General features: G+C 62.2%; 11 protein-coding genes. 3 read left to right on the top strand and 8 right to left on the bottom strand.

Translation table 11 applies throughout. From position 1 onward, the window contains the following. Positions 1-11: 11 nt before the first annotated feature. From BISU_RS04680 to BISU_RS04655, 6 genes are all read right to left on the bottom strand, one after another. Positions 12-1,388 carry a hypothetical protein gene (locus tag BISU_RS04680; protein WP_024464572.1) on the bottom strand — a complete coding sequence of 459 codons (1,377 nt, stop codon included), beginning with the start codon at positions 1,386-1,388 and terminating at the stop codon, positions 12-14. Between the two features lie 841 nt (positions 1,389-2,229). Continuing rightward, positions 2,230-3,498, bottom strand: coding sequence for an ISL3 family transposase (locus BISU_RS04675; RefSeq protein WP_024464571.1), 1,269 nt, complete (start codon positions 3,496-3,498; stop codon positions 2,230-2,232). Positions 3,499-3,812: 314 nt separating this feature from the next. Then, positions 3,813-4,157 carry a hypothetical protein gene (locus BISU_RS04670; RefSeq protein WP_024464570.1) on the bottom strand — a complete coding sequence of 115 codons (345 nt, stop codon included), beginning with the start codon at positions 4,155-4,157 and terminating at the stop codon, positions 3,813-3,815. Between the two features lie 38 nt (positions 4,158-4,195). After that, the gene (locus BISU_RS04665) at positions 4,196-5,158 is read right to left on the bottom strand and encodes a DMT family transporter (protein WP_051246290.1); all 963 of its coding nucleotides are present in this window, start codon (positions 5,156-5,158) and stop codon (positions 4,196-4,198) included. A 59-nt stretch (positions 5,159-5,217) separates the two neighbouring features. Next, positions 5,218-6,522 carry an MFS transporter gene (locus BISU_RS04660; RefSeq protein ID WP_024464568.1) on the bottom strand — a complete coding sequence of 435 codons (1,305 nt, stop codon included), beginning with the start codon at positions 6,520-6,522 and terminating at the stop codon, positions 5,218-5,220. Beyond that, complete coding sequence (locus BISU_RS04655) at positions 6,519-7,310, bottom strand: TetR-like C-terminal domain-containing protein (RefSeq protein WP_024464567.1); 792 nt, start codon at positions 7,308-7,310, stop codon at positions 6,519-6,521. The genes BISU_RS04660 and BISU_RS04655 overlap by 4 nt, the downstream gene beginning before the upstream one ends. An 87-nt stretch (positions 7,311-7,397) precedes the next feature. Between BISU_RS04655 and BISU_RS04650 the strand changes: the two genes are divergently transcribed. Continuing rightward, positions 7,398-8,249 carry an aldo/keto reductase gene (locus BISU_RS04650; protein ID WP_033503399.1) on the top strand — a complete coding sequence of 284 codons (852 nt, stop codon included), beginning with the start codon at positions 7,398-7,400 and terminating at the stop codon, positions 8,247-8,249. Between the two features lie 3 nt (positions 8,250-8,252). On the opposite strand, the gene BISU_RS04645 is transcribed toward BISU_RS04650, so the two are convergent. Next, positions 8,253-9,512 (bottom strand): glycoside hydrolase family 26 protein, encoded by a 1,260-nt coding sequence (locus tag BISU_RS04645; protein ID WP_024464565.1) that lies wholly within the window; start codon positions 9,510-9,512, stop codon positions 8,253-8,255. Between the two features lie 95 nt (positions 9,513-9,607). On the opposite strand from BISU_RS04645, the gene BISU_RS04640 reads away from it, so the two are divergent. Next, positions 9,608-10,741 (top strand): glycoside hydrolase family 26 protein, encoded by a 1,134-nt coding sequence (locus BISU_RS04640; protein ID WP_152599291.1) that lies wholly within the window; start codon positions 9,608-9,610, stop codon positions 10,739-10,741. Here BISU_RS04640 and BISU_RS04635 read toward each other — a convergent pair. Then, positions 10,633-13,122 (bottom strand): glycosyltransferase, encoded by a 2,490-nt coding sequence (locus BISU_RS04635; protein ID WP_024464563.1) that lies wholly within the window; start codon positions 13,120-13,122, stop codon positions 10,633-10,635. The two genes, BISU_RS04640 and BISU_RS04635, sit on opposite strands and share 109 nt — an antisense overlap. 1,470 nt (positions 13,123-14,592) lie before the next feature. Here BISU_RS04635 and BISU_RS13655 point away from each other — a divergent pair. After that, positions 14,593-14,792, top strand: a 200-nt coding sequence (locus BISU_RS13655; RefSeq protein ID WP_459166246.1) for a transposase-like zinc-binding domain-containing protein, incomplete at its 3' end; no start/stop codon positions are given.

The raw sequence follows: 14,792 nt of genomic DNA, 5'->3' as shown, positions 1-14,792 counted from the left end.
TCGGCGTGCTGCTATTCTGCGGTACCTTGCGTTTGCACGAAGCCGTCGTTTGCTTTTATGTCAGTACTATACGATTTCGTATCGGCGTCATGTGCTTGTTTCGCACTGCTCATGTGCAGCGGCATATCATTGGCATTTGCTGTTATGTTAAGGTCTTTTCCGTCCGTATCGTCGGCACGTTTATTGCCAGTGCCAACACTCCGAAATCGCCCGGCATCAGTGCTGCGCAGCCGTTGAGCTGCAACGTTCCCGCGCTTCCGCCCGCCAAATACGACCAGTGTCACCAACGTGACCATCATCGCCAGCACGGCGACGACGTCGAGCATGTCACCGAATCGCCATGCGGTGACCGATTGGCGGAAACCGGCGATGATGCGAATCAGCAGGCCGGCCTGCAGCAGGCCCCAAACCGCCCACAGCGCGGGATGGTATGGCAGCGGGCGATGCACGATGGCTGGCATGATGATCGGCGCGTGCGCGATCACCATCGAAAGCACGAATCCGATGGTAATCGCATGCACGCACAGGTCATAGAGGTAGCCGTTCGCGCCGGGAGCACCCACCAGAATCCACGCGACGGCCGCCGCCGAAGCCCACGCATAGCCGGCCAGCATGCACGCGGCCATGAAGCGCGTCGCGCCTTTGCTGCATATCGTGTGCCGGGCGATGTCATGCGTGGCTAGGTCGCCAATCATCACCAGCAGCGCCGCGCCGAGCAATGGATAGCCGATTGTCGGCGATAGCAATGTAACCGGCAGCGCGATAAACAGCACTGTGCTTTCCGCAAGAATACGGCGTTCGGCACCGGCTCCCAGCGACAGCCGGGCGAGGTCGAGGCGCTCGCCGCAAATCGTCATCACCAGCAGCGCCATCCACCACGGGAATATCTGCGCAATGGTCAGCCCCCGCGCCCACAGCGCCATGCCGCACAGGCCCGCGAGCGAGGCCAGCAGCTGAACCACCAGCGCCGGAGCGAACTGTGCGCGCAGCATCACGGCATACATCGTCGTCAGCGCGATCATGGCCGCGCACCACGCCGCTGAGGCCAAAATACGCGGCGAGTCCGCCAGCGATATTGATGCCAGCAGCGGCATCGATTGGGTCGCACCGGGCAACAGTATGCCCACGATCAGCAGCACGGCTCCGAGCGCACCCGCCACCGGCGCGATATACCCCCACCATGAATGTCTGACCACCGAACGCAGCGCCACCGCGCGTTCCAGCGCGATCACCGTCCCCAGGAATCCGTAGATCATCAGCGGCCCATGTGCATCGGCCAGCCCGACGCCGGCGACCGGAGCCGCCAGCCCCACGCGCAGCAGCGCTGCGTCCAGCCCGGTCAGCAGCGTGACCCCGGCGCAGATCAGCAGCGCCAGCCGCCACGGCATATGGCGCTGGGGGTGAGGGTGCGGGTGCGGGTGTTGTGGCTGTGGCTGGCGCTGGAGGTGGAACTGCGTAGGTTGGTGTTGCAGGAGAGGGCGTTGCGACGATTGACGTGGCGCGTGTGCGGGATTGTTCTCGCGCCGAGCAGTTTGGCCGTTAGCGGTCTGCTGGCCTGCGGCCTGTTCTCCAAAAGACTGTTTCCCAGTGGCTTGTTGGTCTGCGGTCTGGTCGTTTGCGACCTGTTTCCCGGTAGCCGGTTCGTTCATCGTTTGCCTGTCTGCGTCCCGTTCACCGGTGCTCTGGCTGTATACGGCTTGTGCGCCCGCAGTCCGCCTTTTGGTAGTCTGTCGCGCTGCGTCCTGTTCCCCAGTGTTCTGCCTCTCGGCGGTCACTGCGCATCACCTCATTCCCTTCGCGCAGCCTCTGCGCTGTGTATTTCCTGCTCTGCAGCTCATCTTCGCGACCCTTGTACCCGGTGGCTTTTGACGCATCCGGCTGTACATCTGCTTCAGCATCGTTTGCTGTTTCGGCAGTGGTGCCTCGTACAAGTCAAGGTGAGGCCAATCCTCTCCCAAGCTTCACGGCATTATAGGCATCACGCGTAGGAAAAAGGAAGAGCGCATTCCGCCGTTGACAACCCCAATGCGGCCGTACAGAACTGGTAAAGTGAGGTGCTATAGCTCTTGAAATGAGATTCTTGAGAAAGGGCGACATGAGTAGGCACCATTTTGATGGATGGTCGCATAGTATACACTCTTTCTAGAGAAAAGAAAATAGTCGAATTCGTACATATTTAAGGCTCTTCGGGTGTTTGTGTGGGTGGGGATCGCTGGTTTGTCCTGCTGGTTATTGGCGTCCGGGGAGTTTGAGGTTGAGCCGGCCGCATTTGAGCATGACGAGGGCGATGAGGTTGTCGAGGTTCCTGTACCCGTAGCCCATCCTGATGGTGGTCTTGATCCTGTTGTTGACGGCCTCGAGCCTCGCGTTGGACAGGCCGCTGCGGATGGTGCGCAGGATGTCGAAGCGGCGTCGCGCGATCTTCTCGCCGAGCGGGACGAATCCCGGGATGCCGGACAGGAACGCGTCCGCGGCCCACTGGCGCGGCAGGGGCGCGGCCTCGCCGGGGCTCTGGCGCAGGATCATGCGCAGCCGTTCCTTGAGCTTGTACGCCCGCCAGAGGGACTCGTTGGTGTTCGCGACGCATTCGAGCCGGGCGCGCTGGCCGGCGGTCAGGTCCGCCCCGTTCTTCAGCAGCGCCCGCCGGGCGCCCTTGATCGGGTCCCTCGCGCCCTTTTCGGCGGCGCCTGCCTTCCCGGCCTCGCGCCACGCGGCGGTCCTGGCCTTGTCGAGCGCGTCGCTCGCCCAGCTGGCGATATAAAACCCGTCGAGGATGCGTTCGGCCGTGGGGCGCCAGCGGAACACGCGCTCGTCGATCCACCTCGCGCCGTCCCCGGTGACCACCGCGATGGATTCGCGCTGGGCGGGCGTGAGCGCCTGGAAGAACAGGTCGAACGCCTTCTCCCCGTGCCCGTCGCGCATCCGGACGACGCGTCCGCGCTCGTGGTCGACGACCACGCTCATGTACGTGTGGCCCTTTTTGTAGCTGGTCTCGTCCACGCCGATGGAACGCGGCCCGTCGAACAGGCCGGGACCCTGCCCGGCGCGCAGGCCGTCGGCGACCCGCCGGCGCACCGGCCCCACGCTCTTCCGGTCGACGCGCATCAGCGACGATGCCGCGCTTCTGGGCGCATGCACGCTCAGCCACGCGACCTGCCGCTCGAAATCACGCGTGTACGCGCTCTTCCTGCCCGCCCACGGCACCATCTCGACCGTGACGCCATGCTCCTCGCAGTCGACGCGCCGGGGCGCGTACTCCAAGAGGAGCTTCACGCACCCGACGTCGAGGTGGCGCCAGCGGCGCATGCCCAGCCGGTCGTATGGCCTGCCGCGCCTCCCGCATCTGGCGCACCGGCCCATATCGCCCGCGTACGGGCGCGCCGGGACGACCGCGACATCCCCGCCATGCGGGTCCTTCTCGACGCGCGGCGTTCCGGTCACGACATCGGCGGGCAGGCGCAGCATGCGCTTGAGCGCGTCGGCTGTTATGGTGGGCACAGGCGTTCTCCCGTTTTCGGTTCTATTTCTTGGCAGAAACAAACCTAACAGGAGAACGCCCCTTTCCACGCCCGCACACGGAAAAGCCCCAGCGACAACACCAAAGCCCAAACCCCCACCACACATACTGGCGAAGACCCAACTTTATGATGGTGACAGACGGGAGCTTGGCAATCAGCATTCTTCTTGCAGTCATTCCTTTCGTGCTCTTTGTCGTCGGAGTGATTGTCGGTTCCACCTCTTCGAAAGTGCGCGAACAGTTTATGCGCGGGTACAAGTAGGCTGCCTATTCAGCCCACTGATACGTCTTCCGCTCACTTGTTCCCGCTCGCTGCCGCAGCCTTCCCACGATACTTACCCATCAAACTGCTGACGATTTCATCATTGCTCATGCCGAGCATCATCGACAGGCTGTTGATGGGCATGCTTTGCATGAACAGCTGCATGGTGGGGTCGTCGAGGGCGGAGCCGTCTTGTTCGGCGGCGGCGCGCATGAGATTCCCGATGATTGGGCCTCCGATGGGGTCGTCGCGCCATTCGGCGTAGGTCGACCATTCGTCCAATTGCAGCGTTTTGCCATCATCGGGCAGTGTGACCTGCACAATGCCAGCGATGTTGCGCGATGAGGTTGCGACCTCGTGGAAATCGGTGAACGCCATCAATTTGCATGAACGCCATCAGTTTGAAAACCGCAGATTCACAAAGCAAAACGCGTCAGCACGATGCCGATGAGCACCAGAGCGGCACCCAGGATTCGCTGAGTGGTGACGGGCCTGCGGGCGAGGCCGAGCAGGCCGAAATGATCGATGACCAGTCCGCCGACGATTTGGCCGAACAGCACGACGCTGACGGTCAGGGAAGTCCCCAGCAGCGGCGCATCGATGGCGTTGGCGAGCACGTAGAGTGCCCCGAGCACGCCGCCTCCGGCCCATGCCCACCACGGGAGTGCGGCAGCGGTTGCGGGAATATGCGTCGACCGGATGGTCACGAGGAGGAACAGCGCGATGCATGTGACGCCCACGGAAAAAGAGGCGAACGAAGCCGCTTCCGGCGAACCGAGCACCGTGCCGAGCCGGCCGTTGACGGTGGTCTGCGCGGCGCTCAGGCACCCGCTGAGCACTCCGGCCACAGGCAGCAGAATGCGCTGCGCAATCCTCGGGCGAGCGGTGTCGTCGGCATCGGCGTGCGCATCGGCGTGCAGGCGAGTCGTCATATTGACGAGTATCGCGCCGGCCACCACCAGCGCCGTGCCGGCAAGGCGGCCGAATGAGAGAGACTGTCGGGTGACGTCGAATATGCCGAAGACGTCGATGATCAGTCCGCCGATCACCTGGCCGCAAATGGCGAGCACAACGGTGATGGAGGCGCCGAAATACCGCATAAGCACGATGTTCACGGTGAAGAACGAGACGCCGAACAGCCCGCCGAGCCAGATCCAAGCGGGCTGCTGGGCGAAGGTCGCGCCCCACGGCAGATGCTGCCTGAGCGCAAGCAGCACGAGTCCTAAGAATATGGTGCCGACGGCGAATGAGACGCCGGTCGCCAGCGCGATCGAGCGCAGCCCCTTGGCAAGACGCGTGTTGACCGTATTCTGCAGCGGCAGCAGCGCGCCTGCGGCGATGCCCATGACCATCCACAGTATCGTCAGAGCATTATTCATGTGGGGTGTCTTCTCCTGAGCATGTCGGCGCGGTATCGTGTGCGGGACTCATCATATAGCTACCGGCGTCCCTGCCGCTTCGCCTCGGGGAAGGAACGCCGCCCGGTTTTCACGGTTCCGATGGCCAGAACGATAGCGAAAGCCAGCACGAAAAGCGCGAACACAGCCACCGAGATACGGAGCGGCGCTCCGGCAAGAGAAGCGAATCCGATGCCGAGCACGGGCACGGACATGCCGAGGTATGCGCCGACGAATACGCCGGCTGCGGCCTCGCCTTGCGCATCCGCCGACGCGAGCTGCTGAGCCTGGGCGAGCGCGCCGCGGAATGCGGCTCCTCCGCCTGCTCCGCCGATGATGCCGCCGAGCGCAAAGAGCACGCCGTTAACCAAGATCACGCCGCACAGCATCAGCACGACTCCCAGTCCGATGGCGGGCAGGCCGGTCAGGATGAGCCGCGAGGCGGACAGCGAGCGCATCATGATCTGGGTCGCGGCAGAGGCGAACAGCACGCAGGCCACCAGAAGACCTTGCCAGAAGCGCGAATGGATGCTGAGCTGGCCGAGCAGCTGCGGGAAGAGCGAAGTGGACAGGCCCTGCACGCAGAACGTGGCGGCTCCCACGCCTATGGCAACCAGATAGCCTGCCCGGTCGGCCCGCTGCACCCGGATGCGTTGCGGATGGTACCGCCGCGAGCGGATGGTCGCGGTTTCCGGCCCGAGCCGCAGCACGCCGAGGCAGACGATCAGCAGCGCAAGGTAGATGCCGTACGGCACGACCAAGGGGCACGGAGCCCATTGCGCCGGTGCGCCTCCGACGAGCGGCCCGGCGCCGAGGCCGCCGAGGTTGGCGGCGGTGGCGATTACCAGCGCGATGGAGGGGGAGAAGCGGCCGCCTGCGATGGCGAGTTCGGCGAGATATGCGGTGGCGGTGGCGGTGAGCATGCCGACGCCGACGCCGCTCACGAAACGCGCGATGACTACTGGCATGAAGAGGTGCGTAGCCATGAGCGCTACGGCGGCAGCGATTTGGCATAGCAGGCTGATTGCGATAAGCGGGCGGCGACCCCTCCAGTCGGAGAGGTGCCCGAGCAGGACGAGGCTCAGCAGCACGCCGAACGAGTAGGAGGTGAAGGCCACGGTGACCATCATGGTGCTGTAGTGTTCGGCGCTCTCATAGAGCGACCAGAGCGTGGTGGGCACGGTCGTGAACGACATGGCAGTGCCGAAGATAATGGCGATAAGCCACAGGAATGTCGTATTCCGCTGTGGGTCGGATTGTGTTCCGGCCTGTGTTGGGGGTCGCATTGCGGACTGTGCCGCGGACTGTTCCGTATATTGCGCATCGGTCGGCTTGGAATCTGTCATGGGCGTTGGCTTCCGTTGCTGTCGTCGCCGCGTCCTGCATGCGCAGCTGCACCGGCAAGGAACTGCTCGACGGCTTTGGCTGTGTGACGGGCTATCGTGCTGCTGTTGTTATCGACGTCGCCGTCGCCGTCGTGGTTCTCTTCGCAACTTCCACTTCCACCTCCATCGCGGTTCGTGCCGGAGTAATAGAGCGCGCGATGATACAGCGGTGCGAAGAGCTGGTCGATGGCGATTTCGAGATCGATGTCGGCGCGGATTTCGCCGCGCGCAATTCCCCGTTGCAGGATGTGCGCGGCGGAATCGCGGCGCGGGGCGAGCCAGAGCCGACGCAGAGCGCGTGCGGTATCGGGGTTCTCCTGAACTTCGATGGTCAGCGCGATGATCAGCCGGCCGAGGTAGGGGTCGGCGAACAGGCGCTGCAATGCCTCGAGTTGGGTCGCGAGCGCGGTGGCTGTGTCGGCATCGTCCGGGAATTCGAGCGTGGGCACAGTGATTCTGGCGAGCGCCTCGAAGAGCAGCTCGGCACGCGATGTCCACCAGCGATAGATAGTGGACTTGCTGGTGCCAGCGCGCGCGGCAATCGCGGCGATGGTGATTTGCGCGGGAGTGACGGTGGCCACGAGGTCGGCGACGGCGTCGAGGATGGCACGACGAGAGGCTTCGCTGCGGGGGCGTCCACCGTGGCCGTGGTGCGCTTTAGCTATCAGTGGAACTGCTGGCGGAGCCGTTGGCAGCGCTGCCGATGGCGTTGTCGAAGGCTCCGAAGAACGTGAGGAAAGTGGTCTCATAGTTTCGATACTACCAGTATCGTAGTAGAGTGAAAGAGCGTAATAACGTAATGCAGTGCAACTCTAGACACGAGGAGGGCAGTCTCTATGACTACTGAAACCACCAATATTCCTACGCTGTCGCTGAACGACGGCCATGCGCTGCCTGCTGTCGGATTCGGCACCTATAAGCTCAACGGCGTCGCGGGCGCGGATGCCATCGAAAGCGCGCTCGGCAACGGCTATCGCCTGCTCGACACCGCCTTCAATTATGAGAACGAGGGGACGGTCGGCGCGGCGGTGCGCCGGTCGGATGTGCCCCGCGAGCAGATCATCGTCAGCTCGAAGCTGCCTGGCCGTCATCACGCGTACGACGAGGCGCTGACCACCATCGAGGAGTCGGTGTACCGCACCGGTCTCGACCATGTGGATCTGTACCTCATCCATTGGCCGAACCCGAAGCAGGGCAAATACGTCGAGGCGTGGAAGGCGCTGGTCGAGGCGAGGGAACGCGGACTGGTCACTTCGATCGGCGTGAGCAACTTCCTGCCCGAGCATCTGCAGCGGCTTATCGACGAAACCGGCGTAACGCCGGCCGTGAACCAGATCGAAATGCATCCCTACTTCCCGCAGGCCGAGCAGCGCGCATGGGACGCGGCGCACGGCATCATTGACGAGGCGTGGTCTCCGCTCGGACGTGCCAACTCGCTGCTGCAGGACCCGGCCATCCAGCGCATCGCCGACGCCCACCAACGCAGCCTGGTGCAGGTGGTGCTGCGCTGGCATGTGCAGCAGGGCATCATCCCGCTGCCGAAGGCCACCCACGCTGAGCGCCAGGTGCAGAACCTGTCGGTGTTCGACTTCGAGCTGAGTTCCGCCGAAATGGCCGAGATCACCGCCCTGGGCCGCCCCGACGGCCGCATCGCGAACCAGGATCCGAACGAGTACGAGGAGTTCTGAGGACTACCCTGCCTTGCAGGCGCGCACGTCTTGGGCGTAGTGCAGCCATGTGGGCAGATCGGCGACGAAGGCATCGCGCACGTGCGGGCTGCCGGCGGCGCGCCAGTCGACGGTATCGTCGATTTCGATCTCGTATTTCTGCCATTCGAACCAGTTGATCATCTTGACCTTGGGGAACGTGCTGGCGAACGAGTCGGCGAACACCTGCCGCCACCAGGCCTGTTTGATGTCCAGCTCGTCGGTGCCGCCGCGCGACGGCGTGTAGATCGCGGCGGTCTCAGGGATGGCGATCGGCTTGTTATGCAGATCCCCATAGACATGGTAGAAATCAGGAACCTGAATGTCGTCACCGGCGGTGCCGGAGTATTCGCCGGTGAGCATGTCGGCGAACTTATGGTTTTCGACCAGTTGGTCGTTGCTGCCCCAGGGGCGCTGATTGCCCCAGTGATACAGCGATACGCCGGCCCAATCCACCACGTCGTCGCCGGGGTAATAGGGTGCGTACGAATCGTCCGCCATCGTCAGTGCGCCATCGTTGTTCGTGTCGAGCAGCTTGAAATTGTCGCTTTCAGACGCTGCGGCGAACTTGCCGCCGACGAACGGGTACCCGCCGCCGTAGTTGGGCGCCCACATCATCGAGGAGCCGGGCGCCTTGGCGTGCACCGCGTCCGCGACGCGCCTGAACGAGGCGATGTATTCCGCAGGCTGCTGGCCCCACGCATACCACGATCCGTTCATTTCGTGGGCGTATCTGAGCACGACCGGAACGCCATCGTCGTTAAGCTCGCGAAGATCTTCGGCCAGCTGCGCGATGACCTCGGTGCTGACGGCGGAAAGCCCGGCGTGCGGCTCGAGCGTGAGCAGCAGTGCACCGCCGTTCTGCTTCACTTGGTCGACCGCGTCCAGCGTGTGCTGCCAGGTCTCGCGGTCGTAGGGAATGTCGGTGAATTGCACGGCCATCGCCGGGGCATGGCCGAGATTCGTCTTGTACTGCGCGATGGACTCATTGTCCCAATCGAGATTGACTCCGAACAGCACGCCCTTTTCGGGAACGATCAGGCTGGCGTCATCCGCCACGCAGAATTCGCTCTCGGCCGTCGCCGATGACGCGGGCACGACCCGGTTCATTGTCCATGCGACGCCGATCGTGGCCACGGCCATAAGCAGCACCGGAATGAGCGCACTGGCTCGGCGCAGGCGTTTGGACTTGGATTTGTGAGGGAACTGGTCAGGGCCTTGGTATTGATTATTGGACGATGTCATAATGGATTCTCCCAAACGTATCGGTGCTGAGGCGCAATGAGTTGAACGAGCACCATGAGTTGAACTGGCGCAATGGATTGAACTAGCACAATGAGTTGAACGAGCACAGAGAGCTGGTGTGGCTTATGCGAATGCTCCCGACTATCATGCGCACGTTGCGCGCCGCCTTTGCCATGGGCCTGGCGGCTGCGCTGATGGCTGCGTGCGTCGGGTGCGCCGCGAAAACCAACGATGCTGTCGACGAAGACGGCACCGCCACGCCAGCCGCCCATGCGTTGCAGTGGGGCGTCTATCTGCCTCCGGCGGATTCTCTTTCGAACAGCTACGCCCAAGTGGCCGGCATCGCTGGCGCACGCCCGAATTACGTGCTGAGCTTCTCCGCGCTCATGCAGCCGGTGCCCGCTGCCCAATTGCAGGAGATCGCGAGTCTCGGCGCAACGCCGATACTGTCCTTGGAACCATGGGATCCCAATGCAGGCGCTGCTGAAAATAGCATTGGCGATGCGAGAACCGAGCAGCCGGAATTCGCCTTGGCTCGGATTGCGGCCGGCGGCCACGACGCGGATCTCACCCGTTGGGCAACGGGGCTGAGAGACTTGGGTTCCACCGTGATGCTGCGCTTCGCCCATGAGATGAACGGCGACTGGTATCCGTGGGCGGTCGGGGTGAACGGCAACACGAGTGATGACTATGTCGCCGCCTGGCGGCACGTTCATGACCTCTTCCGCAGCGTCGGCGCTTCGAACGTGCGGTTCCTGTGGTCGCCGAACGTCCCCGTCGCAGGCCAGACGAGCGACCTCGCCGCCGCGTATCCCGGCGCGGACATGGTCGATATCCTCGGGCTGGACGGCTACAACTGGGGAACAGGCGATGGACACGAGTGGACTGAACCCGACGTGCTGTTCGACGAGGGGCTGAACCAGCTGCGAGCGCTTGACGGCAGGCAGCCGATTCTCATATCCGAGACCGCGTCCGCCGAGGGCTCCGGTCCGGGCCAATCGAAGGCGCAGTGGATCGCCAAGCTGATGAGTCATGGTTCCTCCCAGAAGCGGGTGACGGGTTTCATCTGGTTCGATGTGAACAAGGAGAGGGACTGGCGGATCAACTCGAGCCAAGCGGCTCAGGAGGCGTTCAAGGCTTCGCTTGCCAAGGTCATATCAATCGCATCGGCGCCGCCTGACTCGCCCGGTGCAGCTGGCATGGCCGGCACGGCTGGGGCGGCTGATTGATCGAGCTGCAGTCGGCTGGTCTGCAGTCGGCTGGTCTGCGGTTGGCTGGTCTGCGGCTGGCTGGGTTGTGCTTGATGCAGCGCGGGCTTGCGGGCCGAGCCGCTGGGATGAGCCGCCTGAGCCTCGGCCAGACCTTTGTATACATGGGTCAGACCGTCGATGCGATAAGCGAGATTGGCGGTCTCGAGTGCCTGCGAAACCCCGAAGATGCGCATATCCGCGCTCTCGGCCCGCACCAGATGCAGAGTCTGCATCAGGCAGGCGATGCCGGCCGGACTTGCGCTGGTCACTTCCGAAACATCGACGAGAATGATCTTTTCACGGCCATCCAGCCGGCTGCCGAGCTCGGCGGCCACCGTATTGCGCAACGCCAGAGCCGCATGCGCGTCAAGAACAGGGCCGATCGCATGCACATTCGGACCGATTGCGACATCATCCTTCATCGGCACGCTGGGAGAGACGCGCAGGTTCGCAAGCTGCTCGCCCAGCGTATTGGGCTCCGATGAGATCGATCCGGTCAGCAATGCCGCCAGCAGCTCGTGCTGAGGCAACGACGGCGCGGTGATCTCGCTGTCTTTCGGACCGCGGTAGCGTGCCGCGGAAACTGCGGCCCACAGCAACGCCATATCGATCGCCACCCAGCCGAGCGAGACCAAGGTGGATGACAGTCCGGCTGCGCCGAACGCCGCACGCGCCACGCCGATGCCGGAAGCCACGATCAGCAAGCCCATCGCGATAAGCTGCGGGACGATCCACTTGAAGCCCGAATTCGATTCGGATTTCGTTTTGGACGTCACCGAAAATGCCATGTGACGTCCGGTAACGGCCGCCACCAGCCCTTTGGTGGTCGCTATGATCCATGTGGGGAACAGCGCGATCGACATCTGCTGACCCTTCCAGATGCCACGGCAGCCATGGCCGGTGACTTGGAAAAACGCTTGGCACAGCAGGAAGAACGGCAGGAAATGCGCGAAGAACGTCACGGGATCGGCATTCAGCGGGAATATCCCCGTGGTGAGGAACACAATAGGGGCGGCGAGGAAGGTGACTGCCGCAAAACCGTTGAGATAGCTGGTCATGGTGGAGAGATACATAAGCCGTTGGCCCAAGGAAAGGCCGGGCATGAGCAGCGGGTTCTGCGTGAAGAACACCTGCATGGTGCCCAAAGCCCAGCGATTGCGCTGGGAGAGCATGGTTTTGAGATCCTCCGGCGCCAAACCTTGCACCAGCACTTCGTGATGGTAGATGCTCGACCAGCCCATGGCGTGCAGATGCAGGGCCGTCACCATGTCTTCCGTAATGGAATTCGTCCGCATGGGATTGATGACCAGGGCCTGCTCGCCCGCGATATGCGTAATCTCGGATTCGATCTGCGCAAGCGTGGCAAGCATATCGTCGGGCAAGGCGACCTCGATCTGCTGGGATTCGACGATGTCGTCGGCAAGCCGGTCGAGAATGTCGGCAAGCGGTTTTCCTCGGCGCAGCCCTGATTCGCAACGGGAGATCGAAGCGAGGACATCGACGGCGACATGCTCCGCGGCCGGATTGGCACGATGCCACCGAGCGCGCAGTTCCTGCGCCTGCGTTTTGGCGCGACGCAGCGCACGGCGCACTGCGGCAAGCGAACTCCTCGTATACGCCGACAGCCCGAGCGCCATCAGCGCCTCGCGCCTCAGCACCGCGTTGGACCCGCAGAAGAATGCGGCATCCCAGCCATCCTTGCCCCGCTGGATTGGCCCGTAGAACAGCTCGGCCCTGCTGCCGAGCGGATCGGCCTTCCCCACATTCCAGAACTCCTGCGGCGTCTGGACGAACGCCACCGCCTCATCCTCGAAATAGCCGAGCACATGATCGAGGAACCCAGGGCTGGGTATCTGATCGGCGTCGAGTATGGCGATGAATTCGCCGTCGGTCTGGAACAGCGCATTGTTGATGTTTCCGGCTTTGGCGAACCGCGGCTTGCCTTCCCACTCGGCGCCTCGGGTGATGTAGCCGACGCCGATGCGCTGCGCGGCCAACGCGAACTCCGGGCGCTGGCCGTCATCGAGAATCCAGGTCTTATGCGGGTAGGTCACGTATTTGGCGGAGAGCGCGGTTTTGAGCACCAGTTCGAGCGGTTCGTTGTAGGTGGTGATGAATATGTCCACGCTCAGTCCTTTGCGGGCCGGCGGCGGCGACGGTCTTTTCCGGGCGTGCCACATGGTGAATGTGTAGAGAATCGCCTCGCCAAGCGAGTAAGTCTCGGCGAGCGCAAGGGGGATGGCCAGCCACAAGGCGTTCATGTTGAGGGTGAATGCCCATCGCCATGAGATGTAGACGATGCCGGTGGCTACGACGAAGATCCCGATGGTGCGTGCGATGATGAGTTGGGTCGGTTTCATGGTGTTCTCCTGCTGGCGTTGTGCGCAGTTGCGATGGTTTTGGTTTTGAGAGGGGTCGCTAGGAATCCTTGGAGAGGCTCGATAAGCGCGAGTGCAAAGCTGCTTGGCTTGCGATATCGTGATGCCGTCTTGAAGTCACGGTGCCGTCTGAACGGTGCTTTCAGAACGGTGCCGTCTGAAGTCACGATTTCGGTCGCGGCGCAAAGGGTGCAAGATATGGTCATATTTGGGGCGCATGCCCCAAAGGCGAGTGTTCTAAAAGCGAGGTACGGGTGGGTATGCGGGTAGCTCGTTGAGCCGTAAGTGCGGAGCGCTTGGCGTGTAGCGCGACTTTACGACACCGTTTGGGGGCGTGCAAGAGCGCCTGTTACAGCCGCGTTTCGATACAATATCCTTGCCGTATCGTTGCGGTTAGGGCATTGCCTGCGGCCGCGTGCTCAAATCGAAACAAAATCTAAGGAGATGCGCCATCGCTTCAAGGATTATTTCGTCGCGTTTGCTTTGTTTCGGTGTGAAGAAGGTCACAGCGCATATGAGACGCATCGGGGATGCGGTTATGGTCTTGGCGAAATGCTGCTCGAGCAGGCTTAGGGCGGTTTCTCTCCATGTTTTCGGCTGTCTTGCAGCCATGTCCGCCGTTCATTAGGCACATTTTCGTGCGCAACCATCTGCTCTAGGTTTTTTGGAGTATTATCATACGGTCAAGATCGGCGGAATTCCAACGATTGCGAAATGACCATGATGGGCTTGTACTTTGGCAAGTGCCTAATGAACGAAAAAAGCACCTAATGAACGGAATATCTCTCGTGTTTTGTTCGGGCGGATAGTTTACATATGTCTTGGGGCATGGTTGACAGCTGTGGGCTGTCGGGCGTCCGCCTGTCGGGACGGGTTTGCTCGTTTTCCCGTGTGATGGCCGGTTGGGATCCTTGCGGTGGCCGGATGGTTCTGCATCGCGTATTTGCCGTCGAATCAGGTCTTTGAGGGCTCGCCAGCATGTACTGGTGCTTGAAGGCCCTGTCCTGGCCATGGATCAGGGCCTGTCAATGTCCGAATGTTGGAGGTTTTGACGCCGCTGAACGGTGTAAAGCATGCCCCAAGACACCTGTCAACTATGCCTCAAGACAACACAACGGAATATCTCTCGTTTTATGCGTTTCACCTCTGCTGCGGGTGCACATGCTACTGAGGAACGCTGTGGGACGAACGCTGTGGAACATTTATTAGGTGGTTTTTTCGTTCATTAGGCCCTTCGAAAAGTAGACGCCGAATTGAGTACAGGGCATTTTGGCGGAATATCAACGTTTACATGATTCGACCCATAAATATCATGGCGTGTGAAAAAGCATGTTGGGTTATAGGAACAAACGTGTTGGTTGTGTTTGGGGTTTGGCTTTGCGGCTGTAGGCGTGTCGGGGTGCTGTTTTTTCGCGGGGAGAATAGGGGGCCTGCCGGGTACTGCTGAGTCGGGTGAGAACTCGATCCGGGAGAGCGAGGAAGTGCCCGCTGTGCGGCGGGCCGATGCAGAAATACGGGCGTGCGGCGTCTGGCCGCCAGCGTTGGAGGTGCCGGGCATGCAAGCTGAGCATGGTCGCCGGGAACGGCGGCGCCGGCGGGTGCGCGAGCTGGAGTCGTTCGTCTCCTGGCTGCGGGGCGGGCGTACGCAGGAG

It is taken from the genome of Bifidobacterium subtile (genome assembly GCF_000741775.1).
GTDB lineage: Bacteria > Actinomycetota > Actinomycetes > Actinomycetales > Bifidobacteriaceae > Bifidobacterium > Bifidobacterium subtile.
Note: the sequence above shows the minus strand (reverse complement) of the source record. Positions and strands in the feature narration are given on the sequence as shown.